The sequence below is a fragment of the Candidatus Polarisedimenticolia bacterium genome, from assembly GCA_035764505.1.
Taxonomy (GTDB): domain Bacteria; phylum Acidobacteriota; class Polarisedimenticolia; order Gp22-AA2; family AA152; genus AA152.
On record DASTZC010000281.1, the window covers coordinates 17578 to 39497 of the forward strand.

Consider the following 21920-nt stretch of genomic DNA (forward strand, 5'->3'; position numbering starts at 1 on the left):
GCCGGCTCTCGCCCGGGGGGGAGGAGGCGGTTTGCGGCCGGGCTCAGGGGGAAGCGGCCATCTTTGCCTTGGCCTGACTCTCGTACTTCGAAGGACATTTCGCCAGCAGGGTATGGGCCTCGAACGCCTCGCCGCGCATCCTTCCTTCGACCACGACCTCGGCATTGTCCACGAAGGTGTCCGGAAGCTCCTTGCCGAAGACGACCGGCAGCGTGCGGGTTCCATCGGTCATCACGAACCGCGCTCCGAGGCGACCGCTGGTCTTGACGATACTTCCCGGAACCACATGTCCGTTCACGCGGAAGTGGGAGTCGAGATCGGAGGGTGGATGGTCGATGAACTCGCCGACCGTAAGATAGTAGACCATCGAGCTGCGAAAGCTGAGCCCGACGAGAGCGGTGAAGGCCGCCAGTAAGATGACGATGCAGATGACGATCTTGGGACTGAACCGGAGGCGCACCGGGAAGCTCTCCCCGTCCTTTGCAAAATGCAAATTGATGCTAACCCGAGACTTGCAGGGAAGTCAACCCGCGTAGCGGGGGATCCCGATCAACCTGTGCGGCTGCAGAGCCGGGGCTTGACAGGCCCGCGAACGAGCCTATATTACAATCAGATTTAGTATATATATGTTTTTGGATGCACCTCCTACCTTTGCATCGAAAACATGCATATACAGCTCAGGCAGTCTTAAATCCTCCCAAACCCAACAACCCGATCGGGGACCGAAAGGTCCCCCCCTCCTTTTTTTTCTTCACCAATTGCGGCGCACTCGCCTTAAACCTTGAGCCGCAATGCGTTGACATCCCGTGGATCCGATCGTAGACTTCAAAAAATTCGACAAACGCAGGGAAACCGCGCATGTTCAGGCAGGCCATCGAGCGTCTGGAAAAAGAGCTCCGCGCCTTGGAAAGGGAATTCCGCCACGACCTCCCCCAGGAAATCAAGAAGGCCCTCGCCATGGGGGACCTGCGCGAGAACGCCGAATACCATGCGGCCCTCGAGCGCCAGAGCTACGTCAAGGCGAAGATGGGGCAGATCAAGAAGCGCCTCTCGGAGATCGCCATGATCAAGCTCGATTCGCTGCCCAAGGACCGCGTAGGGCTCGGTTCCAGCGTTGTGCTGTTCGATCTCAAGGAGGAGAAGGAGGTGCACTACGAGCTGGTTTTCGCGGAGGACGCGGACGTCCCTCGCGGGATGATCTCGATCACCTCGCCGATCGGCAAGGGGCTTTCGGGCAAGCGCGAAGGGGACGAGGTCTCGATCCAGGTCCCCAGCGGCGTGAAGCGCTTCGAGATCGTCTCCTTGAAGACGGTGCACCAGAAGCGGCCGGCGGCCGCCCGGCCCGACGAGGAGGAATAGCGGCCCATGCCCGAGCGCACCGCTACAGGACTCCGGCGGGCGCGCGCGCGCCGCGCCGCTCTGTGCCTCTCGGCGCTGCTCATTGCCGGGCTTTCGGCCTGTGCCGCGGAGGTCGACGTCGAGAAGCTGTTCGTGCAGTCCAACTCCGACGACTACGAGGAGCGCGTCGAGGCGCGGCAGCGGCTGGCCGAGCTGATCGAGAGCGGCAGCGTCGAGCCCTTCGCGAAAGGGCTGCAGAGCCCCAACGTCGAGACCCGCGTACAGTCGATCCTCCACCTGCTGGCGATCCACACCCCCGAGTCGAAGAAGCCGCTCGTCGGCGAGCTGGAGCTGTCGCGCCGGTTCAACACCTTCTACAACCCGATCCGCCTCGTTCCGGTGTCGACGCCCAGCGACAGCCGCATCATGGTGGCGCACATCCTGGAGTCGAAGGGAGGCGATCCCAAGGCGGTCGAGATCCTGGCGGACAGCTACGGCAAGGAGCCGGACACCGCCACCCGCGTCGCCACCGTCTACGCCCTGGGGGCCCTGCAGGACAAGGCGGCGGTCCCCGCGCTGCACAAGGCCCTGCGCGATCCCGAGATGGATGTCGTCCGCGCCGCCCTCGAAGGATTGACGCAGATCCGCACTCCGGGAATCGCGGGCATGCTGATCGAAGGGCTCGCCGACCAGAACGAGACCATCCGCGCCAACTCGGCCACGGCGCTCTCGTCCTTCGGGGAGCCGGACGCGGCGAAAGCGCTGCTCGACGCGCTGCACAAGGATCCTTCCCCCAAAGTCAGGCTCTCCGCCGTCGGCGCGCTGCCGAACGCCGCAGGCTACGCGGCATTCAATCCGATCCTCTCCCTCCTGAAAGATCCACACGCGCCCCCCGAGATGAAGGACCAGGCGGCGACCTCCCTGCAGAGCCTCACCGGACAGGATTTCGGTCAGGACGCCGCCCGGTGGGCGAAGTGGTGGGAGCAGAACAAGACCACCCTGGCCCGGTAGCGTCATGTCCCTGCGCTTTCATGCATCGGTGGTCGACGCGCTGCGCCGCGGCCGGCGACTGGTGATCGCCACGGTCATCGAATCGGTCGGCTCGGCCCCGCGCAAGCCAGGCGCCTGCATGGCAGTCTTCGACGACGGAACGATAGTCGACTCCGTGGGAGGAGGGGCTTTGGAAGCCCTGGTCGTTCAGGACGCGCGTGCCCTTCTCGCATCGGGTGGTTCCCTGGTGAGGGAATACTCTCTGAAGGAGAGCTCGGAGCCGGAGAGCACCGGGATGATCTGCGGAGGGGCCGTGCGCGTGCACCTGCAATCCGAGTTTCCGCCCGAGCGCCTGGTGATCTTCGGAGCCGGACATGTCGGAGCCGCGCTCGCGGCGCTGGCGCCCGGCCTGGGCTTCGATGCCACCGTGCTCGACGATCGGGAGGAATTCTTGGAGGCTTCCCGCTTTCCCGCCGAGGTGGCCCGCTTCCTGGCCGGGCGTGATTTCGCCGGAAGCCTGCCGCGGCTGGACGAGGAGACCTTCGTGGCCGTGGTGACGCGTTGCCACCGCAGCGACCTGGCGGCGCTGCGTCGGATCCTTCCGACCCCGGTGCGCTACGTCGGACTGATCGGCAGCCGCCGCAAGATCCGACTTCTGTCGGTGCGGCTGCGCGAAGAGGGGATACCGCCCGAGCGTCTGGAGGCGCTGCACGCCCCCATCGGATTGTCGATCGGCGCCTGCACGCCCGCCGAAATCGCCGTCAGCATCGCGGCCGAGCTGATCCAGGTACGTCGCGGCTCGGCGGCAGAGGAGCGGAGTCCGGGCCGCCTGAGTGCAAAACGGTTCGCGGCGCGCCCCCTGGGCAGCGAGCTCTGAACAGAGCCTCAGCGCCGGGCGGGAAGCGATTCCCGGCGGAGTGACGCGGCCAGCCTGAGCCGCACTAGCGTGCGCAGGATGGCAATCCCCGCCCTCAATGTCCCCTGCACCGTTCCCGTGATCTTGGAGCGGCCGATGCGCCGCCGGTAGCTGACCGGCACCTCCATGGTCTTCCAGCCGGCCAGCGCGGCGCGCGCCTGCATCTCTACGGTCCACCCATAGGCACGATCCTCCATTCCAAGCTCCAGCAGCCGGCCGAAGCGCACCGCCCGGAAGGGACCGAGATCGGTGTAGCGCGCGCCGTAGAGCACCCGCAGGAGGAATACGGCGAGGAGATTCCCGGCGCGCGCCTGCGGCAGCAGGGCGCCCGGCTCGGCGCTTCCCAACACCCGCGATCCGATCACCAGATCGCAGCCCGCTTCGCGGATCGGGGCCAGCAGCGACTTGATCTCCTCCGGATGATCACTGAAATCTCCATCGAGGAAGACGACGATATCGGGGGGATGCTCCCGAAGCCTATCCAGCCCGGCGAGGCAGGCGGAGCCGTAGCCGCGCCGCGCTTCGCGAACGACCGTTGCGCCGTTCGCCGCGGCTGCCTCGGCCGTCTTATCGGTCGAGCCATTGTCGACGACCAGGATCTGCTCGACGAGCCCGTCGGGGATCGCCTGCAGCACCCGGGGCAGGGAGGCTTCCTCGTTGAGAGCGGGGATGATTACGGCGACGCGGGACAGGGGAAAGGACATCGCTCCTCGAGCGGCGAAGAGGACAGGCCTTTGCAGGAAAGCGCAGCGGTGCTAACATCCGCGCCGCCTCGCGTCGCATGACGCCCAGCGGAGCACGATGCCGGAGCCCCGGACGCCCAGCGGCTTCAAGCGTACCTTTCTCGACCTCCTGGAATCCACCCGCCCCCAGCAGTGGATCAAGAACCTTCTTCTCTTCGCACCGCTCCTGTTCGCCAAGAAGCTGTCCGACAGGCACCGCATCGTCGAGGCGCTCGCCGCGTTCGCCGTCTTCTGCGCCCTGTCGGCGGGGGTCTACCTGCTCAACGATCTGCTCGACCGCAATAGGGATCTGAGCCATCCGGTCAAGTCGCGCCGGCCGATCGCCTCGGGCCGCCTGCGCCCGGGCACGGTGATCGCCGCGCTCCTGATCCTCTTCGCCGGAGGTCTCCTATCTGCCTGGCGGCTCTCCCCGGCCTTCGCGGCGACCGCCCTGTCCTACGTCCTGCTGAATCTCGCCTATTCCTTCTATCTCAAGGAAAAGGTCATCCTGGACGTCATGGCGATCGCCTTCGGGTTCGTGCTGAGGGCCCTGGCGGGAGCGGTCGCCATCGACGTGGAAATCTCCCCCTGGCTCATCCTGTGCACCATTCTGTTGTCGCTATTCCTGGCCTTCTGCAAGCGGCGCTGTGAGCTGGAATCGCTGGAGCAGGATTCGGCGAACCATCGGATCACGCTGGGGGAGTATTCTCTGGTCTTTCTGGACCAGATGATCTCGATCACCACGGCTTCGACCGTGGTCTGCTACTCCTTCTACACCATCTCCCCCGAGGTGGAGGAGAAGCTCGGCACGCAGCATCTGTTCATCACCATCCCTTTCGTCCTGTATGGGATCTTCCGCTACCTCTACCTGGTCCATCGCAAGGGGCAGGGCGGAAACCCCGCCTCGTCCCTTCTCGCCGATCGACCGCTGCTGGTGTGCGTCGGATTGTGGGCGGCCGTGGTGGCCGCCATCCTCTATCACTACCACTGAGACATCCCCCTCCGCCGTTCTCCACGGTTGCCCCGTGGCGCTCCGGACACTAGAATGTTCATTCAAAGGCCCGCCAAGAGGCCCTTTCCCGGAGCGCTCGTTGCCTAAATCGAAAGTCGCCGTCCTCCGCACAGAGCCCGAGACGATCTTCCAGGACTATTCTCGCCTGATGCGCCTGGCGGGTTACCGGGACATCCTCGACCCGGCGTCGCCGCTGCTGATCAAGCTCAACCTCTCCTGGACGAAATACTTCCCTGCCTGCTCGAGCCAGCCCTGGCAGCTGGAAGGGGTCCTGCAGACGCTGCGCGAGGACGGCTATCCGGGATCCCTCTTGACGCCGGTCGAGAACAAGACGGTGGTGACCGAGCCCTGGGCTGGAGCGCGCAACAACCGCTGGCTCCCGGTGCTCGATCGCTTCGGGCTGAAGTTCCAGCCCCTCACCGAGGTGGAATGGATCGTCTATCGCTTCAAGTCCCCCCTGCTGATGCTCAATCGGATTTTCCCGGAGGGGATCGAGATTCCTTCCATCTATCCGGGCCGCAACGTGCTGCACCTGCCGACCGTCAAGACCCACGGTCATTCCACCACGACGGGATCGATCAAGAACGCTTTCGGCGGGCTCCTCAAGGAGGTGCGGCACTACGCCCACAAGCACATTCACGAGGTGCTCGTGGACCTGGTGATGATGCAGAAGGAGCTTCATCCGGCCGTTTTCACGGTGATGGACGGCACGGTGGCCGGAAATGGCGCCGGGCCCCGCACCATGGAGCCGATCGTCAAGGATACGCTGCTGGCGGCGGCCGACTCGGTCGCGATCGACGCAGTCGCCGCCAAGCTGATGGGGTTCGATCCGATGTCGATTCCTTACCTGAGGATGGCCCACGACCGGGGGCTCGGCACGGCCGACCCGCGCGACATCGAGATCGTCGGCACCTCGGTCCAAGGGCCGGGATGGGGATTCCACGCCAAGCGCAGCTTCGTGATCTGGGGGGACCAGATGCTGCGTCTCGGGCCGCTGCGCTTCCTGGAGAAGATCGCCCTGCACTCTCCGCTGGTGGTCTGGGCGCCCTTCGCCTCGAACGTCTACCACGACTGGCTCTGGTACCCGACGGTCGGAAAAATGAAGATCGCCCGGTTCCGTGGCAGCAAGTGGGGGCAACTGTTCGATGGCAGGTACGGGGGCGGGTCGCGCGCGGGCGCCGGCCAGGCCGCGCCGATGCCAGCCTCCTCGCCCGGCGCTTCCCGCTGAAAACCGCCGAACCCTGAAAGAGACGAGGAGCGGAGTGCATTCCGCCGAGATCCGCCGCCCGTTTCCTCCCGCCGCCGTGCTGGTCGTCGCCGTCCTGGCGATCTCCTGGGGCTCGATCCTGGTCCGATACTGCACCGCCGGTCCGCTGGCGATTGCCTGCCTGCGGCTCACCTTCGCCACCCTGTTCCTGGCTCCGTTCGTCCTGCCGGGTCTCGGCCGCGCTGCGCCGCGCCCACGCGCCGCTTGGCGCACCTTGCTGGCTGCGGGCTTCCTGGCGCTGCACTTCGGGGCCTGGATCGCCTCCTTGCGCCTGACCAGCATCGGCAGCTCGGTTCTCCTGGTTTCCACTCAGCCGCTGTTCTCGGCGCAGTTGTCGGGCGCCTGGCTCGGCGAGCGGCCCGGCAAGCGCTTCTACGCGGGGATCGCCATCTGCCTGGCCGGAATGCTCCTGCTCACGGGGGCCGATTTCGGCTCGTCGCGCGCGCGCCTGCTCGGGGATGCCCTGGCGCTGCTTGCGGCCGCTGCCGGCGCCGCCTATTTCGTTCTCGGCCGATCGGTACGCTCCGATGTCCCTTTCGGCGCCTATCTCTTCCTGGTCTACGGCGCCGCCGGGGCTTTTCTGGCGGTGGCGGCTTTTCTTGCCCATCAGCCGCTGATCGGATTCCCATCGCGCGAGTTTCTGCCGCTGGCGGCCATGGCCTTGTTTCCGAGCGTCCTCGGCCACGGCGGATTGAACTATGCCGTACGTCATCTGCCGGCCTTCACGGTCAGCCTGGCGGCATTGGGCGAGCCGGTGCTCGCCACGCTCCTCGCCCGATGGCTCTTCGACGAGCCGCTTTCCGCCGGGCTTCTCGCCGGCGGCTCGCTGATCCTCGCCGGGATGCTGCTGGCGGCGGCCCCGGCCGCCAAGGTGCAGCCGGCGTGAGATTGAAGCGCGTGAAGGAAGATCGGCTGCGGCTTTCCACGCCGCTGTCCGGCGTACGCGGCATCGGCGAGACGCGCGCCGCGGCTCTGGCGGAGGCGGGATTGCGCCGCGTCGAGGACCTGCTCTTGACGCTGCCGATGCGCTACGAGGATCGCGGGCGCTGCGCTTCCATCGCGTCGCTTTCCTGCGGGGATCGGGCCACCCTCCGGGCGCAGGTCGAGTGGCTGCGCATCATGGGATCGAGGAAAAGGGGCTTTGCCGTCCTGGAAGCGGAGCTGCGCGATGACACCGGCAGCCTGCTCGCCGCCTGGTACAACCAGGTCTACCTGCGCAACCTGCTCAAGCCCGGGACCGAAATCGTCCTCTACGGTGAGGTGGGAAGCTCAGCCTCCCGCCCGGGAAGGCTCCTGCTCAAGAACCCGCAATTCGAAGTCCTCGGTGAGGATCCGACCGGCATTCATACCGGGCGAATCGTGCCCATCTACCGCAAGACCGCCGGGCTCTCGACGCGCTCGCTGCGCTCCCTGATCCATCGCATTCTCGCCGCCCTTCCGCTCCAGCTGCCCGAGACGCTGCCGCCGTTTCTCTCCGCTCGCCCCGACCTGTGCCCGCGCGGGACCGCTTTCCGCGAAGCGCATTTCCCCGCGCCCGGGACTTCCCAGGATCAGCTCGAGGAGAAGAAAACAGCGGCCCAGCGCCGCCTCGCCATGGAGGAGCTCTATCGCCTGCAGCGGAGCTTCGCGCGGGCGCGCCGGCTGCGATCCCGCCGTCGCGCTGTTGCGTGCCCGGCCCCGGCCGATTTGCGGGACCGCCTGCGGAGAATGTGCGCGTTCCATCTAACGGTGGCCCAGGAGCGCGCCCTGGGAGAAATCCTCGCCGACCTGGAGCGCCCCTTTCCGATGCAGCGGCTTCTCCAGGGAGACGTCGGATCCGGCAAGACGATCGTGGCGTTGCTCGCCGCCGTCTCCGCCATGGAGGCGGGGCTGCAGGTCGCCTGGATGGTTCCCACCGAGGTCCTGGCGCAGCAGCAGATGCGCTGCACGCTGGAGCTCCTGCGGGGCACCCGGTTTCGGGCCGCCCTTCTCACGTCGCGCACGCGCGAGTCATGGGAAGCGGGCTCCGGCCCGGACGCGGATCTGGTCGTGGGGACGCACTCCTTGATCCAGGAAAGCGTCCAGCTCGTTCGACTGGGACTCGTAGTCATCGACGAGCAGCATCGCTTCGGCGTCCGACAGCGCGACCGGCTGGAGCGGAAAGGCCGCGATCTGCATCGTCTCCTGATGACCGCGACCCCCATCCCGCGATCTCTGGCGCATGCCTGCTACGGTGACCTGGACGTCTCGGTGATCGACGAGCTGCCCCCGGGAAGGGTGCCGATACGCACCGTGGTGCGGCGCGACGCCGATCGGGAGCGCATCTACCGCTTCATCCGGGAAGAAGTGGCGCGAGGAGGACGCGCTGCATTCGTGCTTCCGGCCGTGCAGGCAGGCAAGGCCCCGGAGAGATCGGCGGTGGCCGCCCGTGAGAAGCTCGCGGCTTCCATCTTCCCGGATTTCAAGGTGGGTCTGCTGCACGGCGGCCTCGATCCGGCGGCGCGCGAGCAGGCGCTGCGCGAGTTCGCGGAAGGGGCGGCGCCCGTACTCGTCTCCACCACCGTCGTGGAGGTAGGCGTCGACGTCCCGGAAGCGTCGGTGATCGTCGTGGAGCAGGCGGATCGCTTCGGCCTGTCGCAGCTGCACCAGATGCGCGGCCGCGTCGGACGGGGCTCTCGTCCGTCGTGGTGCATCCTGATCCCGACCGAGGGAGCATCGCCGGAAGCTCTGGAGAGGATTCGTATATTACGGGAGGTGAGCGATGGCTTCGAGATCGCAAGAAGAGATCTCGAGATGCGAGGACCCGGCGAGCTGCGCGGATTGCGACAGTCCGGAGTTCCGGATCTTCGCGTGGCCGATCTCTCCAGAGATTTGGATCTGCTGGAAGCGGCGCGTCTCGCCGTATCGCGCGTTGCAATGACCGATAAGGACTCCTGAAATCATTTCGTTTACTGCCGGCCGAAAAACTTCGCACTCTGAATTCGTGTTCTTACTCCCTCCGAGTTGTTTCATCTGGTTCATGCTGGGTCATCGGGCGCAGCGCGCCGAGAATCGCGTAATCCACACGTCGCGCTATGCTTAAGAGCAAGAATGTCCTCTGCTCCGGAATGACCGCTGACGAAAGTGAAAGCGGTTTTTTCCTTGACAAGAAAGCAGTTACGTCGTACCGTACCTGCCACACGGACGAGCATAAATAAAGCTGGTTCCATAAAATTCCGGTTTCGGTTTGCCGGAGCAACATAAAGCTAGACGAGGCTAGTGAGCGGGCGGACGAGGCCCGCGTCAGGGGTCCGAGTCGACGCTGCGGCTCGGGTCCGAGGACGGACGCGTCGCCCTGGGTGTGCTGTCTGATGAGGTGGAGTCTTGCTGGAGTGAAGAGTGAGCAGACGGGTCCTTTTCCCCGACCCGGCTGTCAACTGTAGGTCGCTCCACCGGCGTTGTCAATCCTGAAATTGTAATCAAGCTTCTCCCATGCGCCCGGGGGATGAGTGTAGGGTCTTCCATTTCAAAAAGAGAATGGATTCCCTGATGTCCCACCCCCGTTAGTTTCGGCAGCATGAGGGGTCTTTTCCTACAGGGTTCGATCCGGCGCCGGCTGTAAGCTGAGCGTCGTGCGGGAGGTTCGACCATGGTAAGGCGTCACCGGGCTTTTCTTTCGGCCGCTGCTCTGACTCTTCTACTGGCCCCGATTCTGGTGTTCGCCGACCCACCGCGAACCAAAGTGAAAGAGTCGGCGCCGCAGCCCCCCGGCGACTATCGCATCGGCGTGGGCGACATCCTCAACATCCAGGTATGGAAGGAGCCCGATCTGACCCGCTCCGTGCCGGTCAGACCCGACGGCAAGATCTCCTTCCCGCTTCTGGACGACATCCAGGCCGCGGGCCTTTCCCCGATCGAGCTCAAGGCGATTCTGGTGGAGAAGCTGCGGCAGTTCCTCAGCGAGCCGCGCGTCACGGTCCTCGTCGACGAAGTCAACAGCTACAAGGTCTACGTCATGGGCGAAGTCGTGACCCCGGGCGTCCTCACGCTCAAATCCAAGACCAACCTGCTCCAGGTCATATCGCTCTCGGGCGGCTTCACGCCTTATGCCAAGCGCAACGACATCGTGATCCTGCGGAACAACGGCAAGCGGGACGAGAGGATCTCGGTGAGCTACGACAAGATTCTGGCCGGCAAGAGTCCCGAGCAGAATCTCTTGCTCGAGCCCGGGGATACGGTGGTCGTGCCATGATCGACCACGCCCATCCCACCCCCCACCCTTTGCCGCGCTCCGGCTGGGCGCTGATCGTGGCGCTGGCCTGCGCCTCGGGGACCGGCGCGAGCCTGGCGCAAACTCCCCCTCCGCAGAAACCTCCCGGAGGGACGAGTCCCGACCTGCCGATCCGCGAAGGATCGAGCGTGAGAAACGAGGATGCCCCGACCCCGAACCAGTTTCATCTCGACTTCAACGCGGGCGCCCGCTCGAGCTCGAACGTCTTTTTCGATCCAGACGACGGCTCCCCACAGCAGGATTACATCGGCACCCTGGTCATGGATCTGAGCGCCACGCGCACCTCGCCGCGCACCGCCTGGACGATGGCCTACGTGCCGGTGCTGAACCACTATCAGACCTACGACCAGCTGGACTCGACGAGCCATGCGTTCAATTACACCGGCCGGTATCGCCTGGGCGTCAGGGGAGGGCTCAATCTGCAGGAGCATTTCACCCTGAGCAATGATCCGATCATTGTTTCGACGCCCCAGGAAGGGGATTCCCCGATCCTGGCCAACAACCAGCGCGTTACCCGCAACCGTGCCGAGATCAACATGGACCGCGAGCTGAGCCGCAGGACGCGCTTCAACATCGGCGCGACCCACATCCTCAACCGTTACGAGGATGAGAACTTCCAGGACTCGGACGGCTTGCTCGGACTGATAGGTCTGGACTTCGCGGTAAGACGCGAGGACACCCTCGGCATGTCGTTGTCGGGGGGACGGCTGCAGTTCGAGGACGACGTTCCCGACGTCACGTCCGAGTCGGCCGCGCTCAACTGGAGCCATGTCCAAGATCGCTCCCGCGTGGAGCTCTCGGGCGGTGCGACGGTCGCCAAGCAGACGGAGACCGACAGCTTCTTCTCGGGCAGCGCCGCACTTTACCGTCGGTTCGGGCGCAATGCGGAGTTTGGCGGCGGCTGGAGGCGCAGCCTTACCGCCGACGTCGGGAACAACGGAACCTCCGTGGGGGATCGCGTTTTCATGACCATCTCCGGGGATGCCGGCCGGCATCTCACCCTCATGGCCTCCGCCGATTACGGCAGGCGCGAATCGGTGGCGGGGGCCAGCGAGGTGAACCTGGATCTATGGGGTGGATCGTTCAGGGCGAGGGTCTCGATGGGGCAGCGCTGGGGGCTGGTGACGGGTGCCAATTATCGCCGCCAGGAAACCGTGCAGCCGGACATTGGAAGTCAGACCGTAAACAACTATTACCTGGGAATCACCTGCAGGGCCTTCTAGTCGGACGGAACGGGGATCGCATCCAGAGAGGGGCAAGGCCAGATGGCGAGAAGAGAGGAAATCCTGACCAGCGCTGAGGCCCGTCGCTACTTGAAGATCGGACGGACCAAGCTATGGCAGCTCACCAAGGAGCAGGTGATTCCCTGCTACCGGCTGGGGAGCTCGCGCAACGCAACGATCCGGTACAAGCGCTCCGAGCTGCTGAAGTGGCTCGAGAAGCACCGCTTCGTGCCGACCGGGCCGATGGCGGGGAATGGGCAAGGCGACGGGCATTGAGAGGGACGGGGAAGGGCATGACATCCGGCTGGTATGCGATTCAGACCAAGCCTCGCAAGGAAGAGGCGGTTCTGGCGTCCCTGGGACGCAACGGGCTGGAAACCTACTGTCCTCGCACGCGGCGGCGGCGCCGCCTGCGGGGCAGGAGGGTCCAGGAGTCGGTGCCTCTTTTCCCGGGCTACCTGTTCGTCAGGCTGCAGTTTCCGCGCGACTATGCCGGCATCCGCTGGACGCCGGGGCTGGTGCGCATCGTCAGCCATGCCGGCGCGCCGGCGCGCATCGGCGAGGAGATCGTGGAAGGCATTCGCACCTTGGAGAGGACGGGAGGATTGCGAATCCCGGCGCTTCGCTTGACCCCCGGGTCACGCGTCCGCGTGGTACAGGGTCCCTTCACCGGCTTTGAGGGGCGCGTCACGGCCCACCTCAGCGGCGGCGAGCGGATCCGAATCCTGCTCGAATTGTTCAGAAGGCATGCGGCGCTGGATTGCGACCCCGACTCCCTGCAGCCCATTGCGGCAGCAGTCGGGGCGGCCTAAGTCTTCTGGGCACAAAGCATTGCATTATGGCCCATGAAGGGCCTCGATGGCGGAGCTACATCATCATGGGGTCGTCTGAGAACCCGGCTCAGAACGTCCTCCCTTCCGAGACAGGGGTCTCGAACGGATGGAGAGGAAGAGGACTGACGCCGGTCTGGAAAAGCCTGTTGTCACCGCAGACGGGTCAGCAGGCGCTCGTGATTGGGAACGTCCCGGCGGACCTGCTGCGCATGCTGGGGGAAGCCGGCGTCCAGATGCAGCGCGGCGAGACGATGAGCGGTCCGGTCCAGACGGGACGATTCGATTTGATCCTCGAAGAGCGCCCCGGCTGGAAAGCCAATGCTCTGCGACCCGACCAGGCCTCGTTCCTTTCCGAGCGAGGCCGCTGGGTCGTGGCCCTGAAAGGGTCACCGGCGATCGGCGTCCGAGGATGGTGGGTCCGGCGGCAGATGCGCCGCCGCGGCCTGGGAAAAGTGGAGTCGTATTACGCCCATTCAGCCCTGTGGTCTCCCGTCGTCCTGGTCCCCCTGGATCAGCGGGAGCCGTTCGATTACTTCCTGCGCCTGACCATTTCGGGGGGTTCCTTGCGCCGCTGGCTCATTCTTACCGTGTTCCAGGTCCTGGTCCACCTTCGCATCCACGCCGGTTTCCTGCCGAACTGCATCGTCGTCGCCCGGAGGACGCCATGATCGGCGCCACCTCCGAATCGTTCCGGAGCTTCGCGGCCGAGGGCCTCGGTGTCGCGCCGCGCGATCTCACGGTGATGATGATCCACCGCCCCCACGAGGACAAGAACTACGTCGACCAGTCGATTTACTTCTACTTTCTGCCCCAGCAGCGCTATCCCGCGGTGGTCGGCAAGGTCGGCTTCGACAGGGATGGGGCCCGCTACCTGGAGCGCGAGCACCGCGGCCTGCAGGCGCTGGTGAGTCGCGGTCCGGCGATTCCGATCGAGTCGGTTCCCCGCCCGATCCTGTATCGCGAGATCTCCGGCAACTATCTCCTCCTGCAGTCGGCGCTCAAGGGGGACAAGATCGCCACCTGGATCACGCCCCGGGCACGTCTCAACGGCCGGGTCACGAGGCTGCTGCAGTGGGCCCCGCGGTTCAGCGCGGCGCTGGGCAACGCCACCCGCTGCGACGGCGGCGCCCTGGTCCCGGTCTGGACCGAGGAGTTCAGCGTCAAGCTGGACCGCACCGGCCGCTCACGCACGCTCCTGGAAACCGCCGCCCGCAACGTATGGGAGGCCTTTGGCAAGACCTTCCCGGCGGTCCTGGCGCACGGCGATTTCTGCGGCGAGAACATCCTCGAGGACGGCCCGCGCCACGGAGTGATCGACTGGGAGCTGTGCGACGAGCTCTCGCTGCCGGCGTACGACCTCCTGGACTTGTGCCTGTGGCTGTCGTTCCGCACCGAAGGGAGCGGCCGCTGGGATCCCTTCAACGCCCTCGACCGGGTGCTCAACGGCCGGGACTTCCTGGCGCAGGAGATGCGGAAAGCGCTGGGCGAGTACGCGCGCGAGATGCGCTTTCCGGCCCGCATCCTGCCCGAGGTCCTGGCGCTGGCCTGGGCCGGATACTGCCTGAAGAAGTTCCGTTACCTGCAGCAGGACGAGACCGGCAGCTTCGCCCGCGCCCGCGCGGGCGTGCGCAAGATTCTCGACACGCCGCCGGAGTTCCTCTCCGGTGAAGGGGGAACGGCGTGAGCATCGGCAGGGTGGTCCGCAACATCTCAGCCGGCTATGTCGGGGCGGCGGTCAACGGCGCGACGCTGCTGATCCTGACGCCCTTGGTGATCCGCAGCCTCGGCACCCTGGAGTATGGCCTCTGGGTGACCGCGACGGCGCTGGGGAGCTACTTCGGCTCCCTCAACGCCGGCAGCGGCGCCGCCGGGGTCAGGTCGGTGGCTTCCGGCGCGGCGCGGGAGGGCTTCGACCAGGCCAGCCGGGAGCTGGGGTCCATCTTCCGCGTCTACTGCGTCCTGGGAATCCTGGCATGCGTCGGATTGATCGGTCTCGGCTTCATCACGCTCGACCGGTTCGGCGTTCCCCCGGAGCTGAAGGTCTCCATGCGCTGGCTGATCGCGCTCATCGGGATCAACTTTCTGATCTCCTTTCCCTTCGGCCTGACCCGCAGTGCGCTGGCCGGGATGCAGTATTTCGGGCTGCTCAACACCGTCGAGGTTGCCACAGCGCTTTTCCGCCTGGCGGCCACCGCGGCGCTGCTGGCGGCAGGGATGGGGGTCGTCTCGCTCGGGGTGGTGCAGCTGATCGCGTCGGTCGCCGGGCACCTCGCCCGCTGGCGCGCGATCCGCCGCCTGGCGCCGGAGATTCATCTGACCGGTGGCCCGACCTACCGCAAGCTGGTGCCCCAGGCCTTTCTCTTCTCCGCCCTTTCCTTCGGGTACGAGAGCCTGAGGACGCTTTTCGAAAACTCCGATCTGCTGATCCTCGGCCTGCTCGCGGGGCCGCAGGCGGTGGCCCTGTTCGCCGTGGCGGCCACGGTCGCCTCCTTCGTTTCCAAGGGGCTGCAGCCCGTCTCCAACGTCCTGTTCCCGCTCGCCTCGCGCGCCGATTCCCAGGGAACGGCGCAGGCGCGCCTGCTCGAGGTGGCCACGCGGGTGAATCTGGCGCTGGCCCTGCCGGTGGTGACGCTCCTGATGGTGGACGGTGGCGCGCTCCTGCGGTTGTGGGCCGGTGAGTCTTTTGCCTCCAGCCTCCCGATCCTGCGCGCCCTCGCCCTGGCGGCGCTGGTCACGGCGGCCTCGCTGGCACCCACGACGCTGCTGTTCGGAGCCGGACGCGTGGGAGTCCTGCTGGGGGCGGAATCGTGGCGCTACGCCCTCAACCTCGCGCTTGTGGTGGTGGGATACCGCCTCTATGACTTGCCGGGCGCGGCGGTGGGCACGCTCGCGGCGACGCTCGGAATCGACGCCTGGCTGGTGCTGCGGCGCTGCTGTCCCTGGGGCGGCGTCGATCCGAAAAGCTTCCTGATCCATTCGGTGGGAGCCCCGCTCCTGACCGGGCTCCCGGTGGTCCTCCTGATGGCCGCCTGGAAATCGTGGGCTCCTGATCCTTCTCTGCCTCTCCTGCTGGCCAGGGCCGCGGCGTGCCTCGGGGCTTTCGCCCTGATGTACGGCGTGAGCGGCACCTTCCGCGAGGAGCGGCGTCTCGTCGTGCGCGCATGGGCGGAGGTGTTCCGATGAATCCCGGTTTGGTGTCGCGAGCCCGCAAGTCTCCGCCTCCATTCGGCGAGGTACCGCTTCGCGAGTGGCTCTTCCCGCTCGGCGTGGCCGCTCTCCTGATGGCCATCGTGTGGATTCCCTACTCTCTGGGCTACAGCCTGCAGGACGGCACGCATCGCTTCATGGGGCTGGTGGGCACGGACGCGATCGATGACAACAACGTTTACCTGGGCCTGATGCGCCAGTCTGCCGAAGGACGGGTGCTGTTCACCAACAACTTCACGCCGGAGCCGAACCCGCCCGCGCTGTTCAACTTCCTCTACCTTTCGCTCGGCCGGATCTCGCGCTGGACCGGGATGAGCCTTGATCAGACGCATCGCGCGTTCGGCGCTCTGTCGATTCTGCTGCTCACGCTGACCATCTACGGCTTCATCGCCACCGCCATCCGTCGCCCTTTCTACCGCCGCTTCGCCCTGGTGCTCGCCTGCTTCGGAGGCGGCTTCCTGTGGCTCTCGCGCATCATCCTGCGGATGACCGGTGTCGACCTCAAGCCGATCACCGCCTGGCTCGTGGAAGTAAATCTCTTCCACGCGATGCTCGTCTATCCGCATTTTGTCTTCGCCGCCGCGCTGATGACCGGCTCGCTCGTCATGTACCTCAAATCGGAGCGGGTGCGGCGCTACATGCCGGCGGCGGCGGCCGGCTGCGTGGCGACGATCCTCGCCGCCAGCCATGCCTTCGAGGCCGTGGCTTTCATTCCGATCGCCGGCGCCTATCTGGTGCTCGACGCGCTGGGGCTCGGGCGAATGCCGGGGGCCAGCCGCTGGAAGTGCTGCGCGCTGGTCATCGGGATGCCGGTGGGGATGCTGCTGGTGAATCGCTGGATGCTGATCCTGGAGCCGGCCTGGGGAGACGTGGTGACACGGCTGTCGTTCCAGACGCCGGAGCCCTTCCGCCTGATCCTCGGCCTGGGGGCCTCTTTCGCCATCTCGGTGCTGACTTTCGAAGGCTTCCTGCGCGTCGACCGCCCATCCGGAGAGCGCATGGCGAAGGCCTGGGTGCTCATGGTTCTGGTGCTGGCCTATGTACCGTACATCAACTGGCGCTGGCACCTGCTCAACGGCATCCAGATCCCGCTGTCCATTCTCGCGACCCAGGGGCTGCGGCGCACGGTGTTCCTGCGCATCCAGCGGCGGCGGCGGGCGCTCGGCAAGCGGCGCATTGTGCCGCGCGGCATCTGGGCTCCGGCACCGCAGATGGCGGTCATGGCGCTGGTCGGCATCATCTGCTGCCTGAGCGTGGCGAACCTCTTCCTCCATTACAAATACCAGGTGCAGGACATGAGCTCGCCTACCTACCTCACCCGCGGCGAGCTGTCGGCGATGGACTGGATGAGCCGCAACGTGTCGCTCGATTCGGTGGTCCTCGGCTCCTACAAGACCGGCAACTACGTGCCGCGACTGTCGGGACAGCGGGTCTTCCTGGGCGAGGACATGCTCACGCAGGCTTTCGAGATTCGCGCACGGGACGTGGGGGAGTTCTACTCGACGCATTGGAACGACACGCAGCGCGAGGCGCTCCTCAGGCACTACCAGGTGGGATACGTGGTGTACGGGCCGCCGGAGCGCGAGCTGGGCTCGTACGATCCGTCCGCCTCCAGCTTCCTGCACCGGATCTACGAGGCCGACGGGGTCGAGATCTTCGCGGTGAAGCAGGAGGGAGAGGGAGGCATGCGCACCGCAACCCTTCCGGAAAAGGAGCCTTTGCCTTGAGCCGGATCACCCCTGCCTCGGTCTCGGTCGTCGTCTGCACGCGCAACCGCGCGGGCCTGCTCGACGGCTGCCTGGCGCGCCTGGCGATCCTCGACCCGGCGCCGCTGGAGATTCTGGTGGTGGACCAGGGGGACGACGATGCCGCGTCTCAGGTCGTGCTCCGCCATCGAGACCGCCTGCCCAACCTGCGCCACCTCCCCTCATCGAGTCGCGGCCTGAGCCGCGCGCGGAACCTCGGCATTGCCCAGGCGCACGGTGAGATTCTCAGCTTCACGGACGATGACTGCCTGGTGCGCAGCGACTGGGTGGCCTCGGTGGCGCGCGCTTTCGACCGCCATCCCGAGATCGCGGCCGTGACCGGCGGCTCGCTTCCCGACGGGGTGGACGACGCCGATCCGCGCATCCTGGCGGCGGCCACCTGGCATCCGGCGGCGCCCCGCCTCTACCGCAGCTTCGTGGATCCGGCGGTGGTGGGGGGCGGCTTCAATCTCTCCTTTCGCAAGGAGTGGGCCGAGAGGATCGGGAGGTTCGACGCCGACCTGGGCCCCGGCGCGCGGTTCCGCGGCGCCGACGACACCGATTTCATCCATCGCATCCTGCATGCCGGAGGGTCAATCCTCTACGACCCCGCCGTCGTGGTAGCCCACCTCCCATGGCGCAACGGCACCGTCCAGTCGGCGGTGGAATGGGAATATGGCCATGGCATCGCGGTGTGGGCACTGAAGCGGCTGCGGGTGCGCGACTTCTTCCCCGCCCGCGTCGCCCTGGGCGTGTTCGCTACCCAGGCCCGCCGCGTGGCGGGCGGGATCGTGCGTGGCGACGGCGGTGCCTTGCGCACCGGCTGGTCGTATGTCTCGGGGATGTGCCGCGGCGCGGCGAGCTGGCTGATGGCTTCTTCTCCCGCGCCCGTCGATCGGGAGGCCGGAAGTGTCTGAGCGACGCGGCGTGACGATTCTCATGTACCACTGGATCAGCGGCGATCCCGGGCAGCGGCTGCGGCACTGGGGCGTCACGCCGGAGCAGTTCGCGGCGCAAGTGCGCTGGCTGCACGAGGAAGGGTACCGCACGCTGACCCTGGACCAGGTGGTCCAGATCGTCCGCAACCTGGCGCCCATGCCGGAGCGCGCTGTGGCGCTCACCTTCGATGACGGCTACCGCGATTTCCTGGAGGGCGCCTCCCAGGTCCTGCTCGATCATGGCTTCACCGCCACCATCTTCCTGGTCGCCGACCGGGTCGGCACCACCAACTCCTGGGATGCGCGCCACGGCGATCCGCCCCGCCGCCTCCTCTCCTGGTCGGAGGCGCGGGAGCTGGCGCGGCGCGGCTTCGAGCTCGGCTCTCACACGCGGACGCATCGCATGCTGCCGACGCTGTCGGATGCCGAGCTGGACGACGAGATCGCCGGCTCGAAAGCCCTCCTTCAGGATCGGCTCGGCATGGCGGTGCGGCATTTCTCCTATCCGCACGGGGAGCTCGACGGGCGCTGTTTGCGGCGAGTGCGCGCCGCCGGCTACGCCAGCGCCTGCTCCGACCGGCGTGGCGGCAACCGGCCGGGAGTCGATCCCTTCCTGCTGAAGCGCAGCCTGATCACCTGCCATGAGAGCCGCTGGTCCTTCTCGTTCAAGGCGCGCACCGGCTTCGGCATCCGGGAATGGACGACGACCCGGATCTCGCGGCGGCGGATCCCCGGCACGCCCGCGGCTCTCGGAGGGCGGCCATGAGCACCCCGGCGCTCAGCATCGTCGTTCCGACCTACAACCGCCGCGAGCTTCTCTCCCGGACGCTGCCGGCTCTGCTTCAGCGGGCTCGTGAAGAGGGGCCGGCCGAGGTAATCGTCGTGGTGGACGGATCCGCCGACGGGACTCTCGAGATCCTCGCGGGATACGTTCATGATCCCGGTCTTCAAGTGATTTTCCAGGAAAATCGCGGATTGGCCGCGGCGCGCAACCGCGGCACGGCGGCCGCCGCCGCCGAGGCGGTGCTCTTCCTGGACGACGACATGCTGCTCGACGAGGGCGCCTTGGCGCAGCACCGCGCGGCGCATGCCCCCGAAGGGGAGCGGGTGGTCTTTGGATCCCTGGGCCTGGCGCCCGGCCCCCGCAGGTCCTTCCTGAAGGAAGGGGTCGAGGTCTGGGGAGAACAGGTGCGCGAGCGGCTGTCGGCACCGGGCTATCGCTTCCGCTTCGACGATTGCCATTTCGGCCATGCCTCGGTATCGCGCTCCCTGCTGCGCTCCCGCGGTGGCTTCGACGAGACCTACGTGAAGTTCGGCAACGAAGACTACGACCTGGGCTGGCGACTGATCCAGGCGAGCGCGGAGATGCGCTTTCTCCCAGAGGCCGTGGCCCGCCAGATCTACGACAAGGATATGCCTCGCTGGCTGCGGGACTGCCAGTGCGTCGGCGAGGCCGATCAGGTCCTGGCCGCCAAGCATCCCCTCCTGAGGAGCCACCTGCGCCTGTCGGCGCTGCCGGAGCATCCGCTGCGCCGCCTGGCGCGTCGCAGCGGCCTGTCCGCCGCGGATCCCCTGGCGCCCCTGTGGGCGCTGCTCGAGTCGTCATTGTCGCGCCTCGAGAGAAGGGGCGCGCGCGGCCGCTGGCTGGGGATGGCCCAGTCCCTGGTGGGGGAGCGCCGTTACTGGATGGGAGTCCGGAGCCGCTCCGGAGAGATGCCCAGCGTCGCCTCTTCCCGCCAGGCGCGCAGCCGGAGCGTCGCATGAGCCGCGCGCGCATCTCGGTGCTCATCGCCACGGCCGACCGCCCCGAGCTGATGGAGGATTGCCTGGCGCACGTGGCCCGGGCCGCCACGAGTGCCGACGAGATCATCGTCCTGGATCAGAGCCGCGATGCCGTGTCGATTCTGCGGCTGCCGGATGACACGGGCCCGGTGCTGCGCCATCTGCGCTGTCCGCGGCGCGGCAAGAGCGCGGCGCTGAACGTCGGCGTGGCGGAGGCGTGCGGCTCCCTGCTGGCCTTCACCGACGACGACTGCCGGGTTGCCCCCGACTGGCTCGAGGTGATGCACCATGCCTTCGCGCGATCCGGGGCAGGGGTGGCGCTGACCGGACGAGTGCTCGCCGGAGAGGCCGAGCCGGGAGCGGTGCGCGCCCCGTCTCTGCGCGAGGATTCCGAGGCGCGCGAGTACCGCAGCCCCCTCTACCGCGACGTGCTTTTCGGCAACAACATGGCGCTGCCGGCCGAGGCGCTGCGCCGGGTCGGCAGGTTCGACGAATCGCTGGGACCTGGGACCCGCTTCCCCGCGGCCGAGGACAACGACCTCGGCTATCGCCTCTTGAGGGCCGGGATCCCGATCCACTACCTGCCGGGAATGACGGTGCGGCACCGATCCTGGAGGGGCGCGTCGCAGCAGGTCGACCTGTTCCGGGCCTACGGGGTGGGGCAGGGGGCGTTCTACGGCAAGCATGCCCGCGCCGGCGACTGGCACATGCTCGGCCGGATGGCCAAGAACCTGTGGGATGGCTGCCGCGACGCGGGCGGCGCGGCCATTCTCGGGCGCGCTTATGACTTCCGGGCTTCGATCTCATTCTCGAAAGGACTGCTGCAAGGCTTTTTCGGAGCGGCCGTGCGCGGGGGGAACGGCCGGACCGCGGCGCTGCAGACGGAGAAGCCGTGAGCCCGGAGGGAGTCGAGGCGGAGGCCTCGACTCGAGCGCGCGAGGCGCGCCGCGTGGTGCGGCGAATCGCGCATCCCAAGATCTGGCAGTACGACTACTTGATGCTGCGGGAAATCGTCGCGGGTCTGCGGCGCCAGGCCGGGGCGCTGAACGGCGGCGGGAATCTGGAGATTCTGGACGTGGGATGCAAATACCAGCCGTACCGGGAGCTGTTCGAGGCGCGGGCGGCGAGCTACGTGGGCGTCGATCTGGCCCCTTTCCACGGGGTCGGAGTGCGCGGCGACGCCCTGGCGCTCCCTTTTCGCTCCGATGCCTTCGACCTGGTGGTCTGCACCCAGGCTTTCTACCTGATGACCGATTTCCGCCGCGCCTTGTCGGAGCTGGTGCGGGTGACCCGCTCGGGCGGCAGGATTCTCCTGACCACGATCGGCATCTGGCCCTATCCGCCGGCGGTGAGGCTGCACCGCTGGAGCCGGCGCGAGCTGGAGGAGGCGCTGGCGGAGTTCGGGGAGACGCGCGTGGAAGAGAGCGGCGGATTGCTGCAGCTGGTGCCGCAGCTGGCCAACGCTCTGCTCGCCATGGGAGTGGAAGGGCCGCTGGTGCAGCGGCACCCGCGCGGCGGACGGCTGCTGGCGCTGCCTCTGAAGGGGCTCTACCTGTCGGTGAACGTCCTCGGGATGGCCGCGTCGCGGATGATCCGCGCCGCTGCCCGTGCGGGGCTCGGGACGGCGCGCTCGATGCAGGATGTCGACACGCACCTCGCCATCAACTATCTGGCCGTGCTGCGGCCGCGGAAGTGAGG

At 66.8% G+C, this 21920-nt stretch carries 22 protein-coding genes; 20 read left to right on the plus strand and 2 right to left on the minus strand.

Going from position 1 to position 21920, the window contains the following annotated elements; all coding sequences use genetic code 11:
* Nucleotides 1–43 precede the first annotated feature (43 nt).
* On the minus strand, nt 44–460 hold the full coding sequence (locus VFW45_18280) for a cytochrome c maturation protein CcmE (protein HEU5182741.1): 417 nt from the start codon (nt 458–460) through the stop codon (nt 44–46).
* Between the two features lie 398 nt (nt 461–858).
* Between VFW45_18280 and greA the strand changes: the two genes are divergently transcribed.
* Genes greA through VFW45_18295 form a run of 3 tightly spaced genes read left to right on the plus strand, consistent with a single transcriptional unit; the run spans nt 859 to nt 3205 of the window.
* Nucleotides 859–1359, plus strand: a complete 501-nt coding sequence (gene greA, locus VFW45_18285; protein ID HEU5182742.1) for a transcription elongation factor GreA — start codon at nt 859–861, stop codon at nt 1357–1359.
* A gap of 6 nt (nt 1360–1365) precedes the next feature.
* Nucleotides 1366–2349 carry a HEAT repeat domain-containing protein gene (locus VFW45_18290; GenBank protein HEU5182743.1) on the plus strand — a complete coding sequence of 328 codons (984 nt, stop codon included), beginning with the start codon at nt 1366–1368 and terminating at the stop codon, nt 2347–2349.
* Between the two features lie 4 nt (nt 2350–2353).
* Complete coding sequence (locus VFW45_18295) at nt 2354–3205, plus strand: XdhC family protein (GenBank protein HEU5182744.1); 852 nt, start codon at nt 2354–2356, stop codon at nt 3203–3205.
* 8 nt (nt 3206–3213) lie between these two features.
* On the opposite strand, the gene VFW45_18300 is transcribed toward VFW45_18295, so the two are convergent.
* Nucleotides 3214–3948 (minus strand): glycosyltransferase family 2 protein, encoded by a 735-nt coding sequence (locus tag VFW45_18300; protein ID HEU5182745.1) that lies wholly within the window; start codon nt 3946–3948, stop codon nt 3214–3216.
* A 97-nt stretch (nt 3949–4045) separates the two neighbouring features.
* On the opposite strand from VFW45_18300, the gene VFW45_18305 reads away from it, so the two are divergent.
* The 17 genes from VFW45_18305 (at nt 4046) to VFW45_18385 (ending at nt 21918) form a co-directional block, all read left to right on the plus strand.
* Complete coding sequence (locus VFW45_18305) at nt 4046–4957, plus strand: decaprenyl-phosphate phosphoribosyltransferase (GenBank protein HEU5182746.1); 912 nt, start codon at nt 4046–4048, stop codon at nt 4955–4957.
* A 100-nt stretch (nt 4958–5057) separates the two neighbouring features.
* Nucleotides 5058–6206 carry a DUF362 domain-containing protein gene (locus tag VFW45_18310; protein HEU5182747.1) on the plus strand — a complete coding sequence of 383 codons (1149 nt, stop codon included), beginning with the start codon at nt 5058–5060 and terminating at the stop codon, nt 6204–6206.
* 34 nt (nt 6207–6240) lie between these two features.
* Nucleotides 6241–7131, plus strand: coding sequence for a DMT family transporter (locus VFW45_18315; protein ID HEU5182748.1), 891 nt, complete (start codon nt 6241–6243; stop codon nt 7129–7131).
* The gene (recG, locus tag VFW45_18320; GenBank protein HEU5182749.1) at nt 7128–9161 is read left to right on the plus strand and encodes an ATP-dependent DNA helicase RecG; all 2034 of its coding nucleotides are present in this window, start codon (nt 7128–7130) and stop codon (nt 9159–9161) included. The genes VFW45_18315 and recG overlap by 4 nt, the downstream gene beginning before the upstream one ends.
* A 691-nt stretch (nt 9162–9852) precedes the next feature.
* The gene (locus VFW45_18325) at nt 9853–10455 is read left to right on the plus strand and encodes a polysaccharide biosynthesis/export family protein (protein HEU5182750.1); all 603 of its coding nucleotides are present in this window, start codon (nt 9853–9855) and stop codon (nt 10453–10455) included.
* Entirely contained in the window at nt 10452–11717 is a 1266-nt protein-coding gene (locus VFW45_18330) for a hypothetical protein (GenBank protein HEU5182751.1), read from the plus strand. Before VFW45_18325 ends, VFW45_18330 begins: the two co-directional genes overlap by 4 nt.
* A gap of 42 nt (nt 11718–11759) precedes the next feature.
* Nucleotides 11760–11993, plus strand: a complete 234-nt coding sequence (locus VFW45_18335) for a helix-turn-helix domain-containing protein (protein ID HEU5182752.1) — start codon at nt 11760–11762, stop codon at nt 11991–11993.
* 17 nt (nt 11994–12010) lie between these two features.
* Complete coding sequence (locus tag VFW45_18340; GenBank protein ID HEU5182753.1) at nt 12011–12529, plus strand: transcription termination/antitermination NusG family protein; 519 nt, start codon at nt 12011–12013, stop codon at nt 12527–12529.
* 167 nt (nt 12530–12696) lie between these two features.
* Nucleotides 12697–13218, plus strand: a complete 522-nt coding sequence (locus VFW45_18345; protein HEU5182754.1) for a hypothetical protein — start codon at nt 12697–12699, stop codon at nt 13216–13218.
* Entirely contained in the window at nt 13215–14234 is a 1020-nt protein-coding gene (locus VFW45_18350) for an aminoglycoside phosphotransferase family protein (protein HEU5182755.1), read from the plus strand. Before VFW45_18345 ends, VFW45_18350 begins: the two co-directional genes overlap by 4 nt.
* Complete coding sequence (locus VFW45_18355; protein ID HEU5182756.1) at nt 14231–15733, plus strand: lipopolysaccharide biosynthesis protein; 1503 nt, start codon at nt 14231–14233, stop codon at nt 15731–15733. The genes VFW45_18350 and VFW45_18355 overlap by 4 nt, the downstream gene beginning before the upstream one ends.
* Nucleotides 15730–17484, plus strand: a complete 1755-nt coding sequence (locus VFW45_18360; GenBank protein HEU5182757.1) for a hypothetical protein — start codon at nt 15730–15732, stop codon at nt 17482–17484. Before VFW45_18355 ends, VFW45_18360 begins: the two co-directional genes overlap by 4 nt.
* Complete coding sequence (locus VFW45_18365) at nt 17481–18419, plus strand: glycosyltransferase family A protein (protein HEU5182758.1); 939 nt, start codon at nt 17481–17483, stop codon at nt 18417–18419. Before VFW45_18360 ends, VFW45_18365 begins: the two co-directional genes overlap by 4 nt.
* On the plus strand, nt 18412–19206 hold the full coding sequence (locus VFW45_18370) for a polysaccharide deacetylase family protein (protein HEU5182759.1): 795 nt from the start codon (nt 18412–18414) through the stop codon (nt 19204–19206). The genes VFW45_18365 and VFW45_18370 overlap by 8 nt, the downstream gene beginning before the upstream one ends.
* Nucleotides 19203–20204, plus strand: a complete 1002-nt coding sequence (locus VFW45_18375; protein ID HEU5182760.1) for a glycosyltransferase — start codon at nt 19203–19205, stop codon at nt 20202–20204. The genes VFW45_18370 and VFW45_18375 overlap by 4 nt, the downstream gene beginning before the upstream one ends.
* Complete coding sequence (locus VFW45_18380; GenBank protein ID HEU5182761.1) at nt 20201–21118, plus strand: glycosyltransferase; 918 nt, start codon at nt 20201–20203, stop codon at nt 21116–21118. Before VFW45_18375 ends, VFW45_18380 begins: the two co-directional genes overlap by 4 nt.
* The gene (locus VFW45_18385) at nt 21115–21918 is read left to right on the plus strand and encodes a class I SAM-dependent methyltransferase (protein ID HEU5182762.1); all 804 of its coding nucleotides are present in this window, start codon (nt 21115–21117) and stop codon (nt 21916–21918) included. The genes VFW45_18380 and VFW45_18385 overlap by 4 nt, the downstream gene beginning before the upstream one ends.
* The last annotated feature ends 2 nt before the right edge of the window (nt 21919–21920 follow it).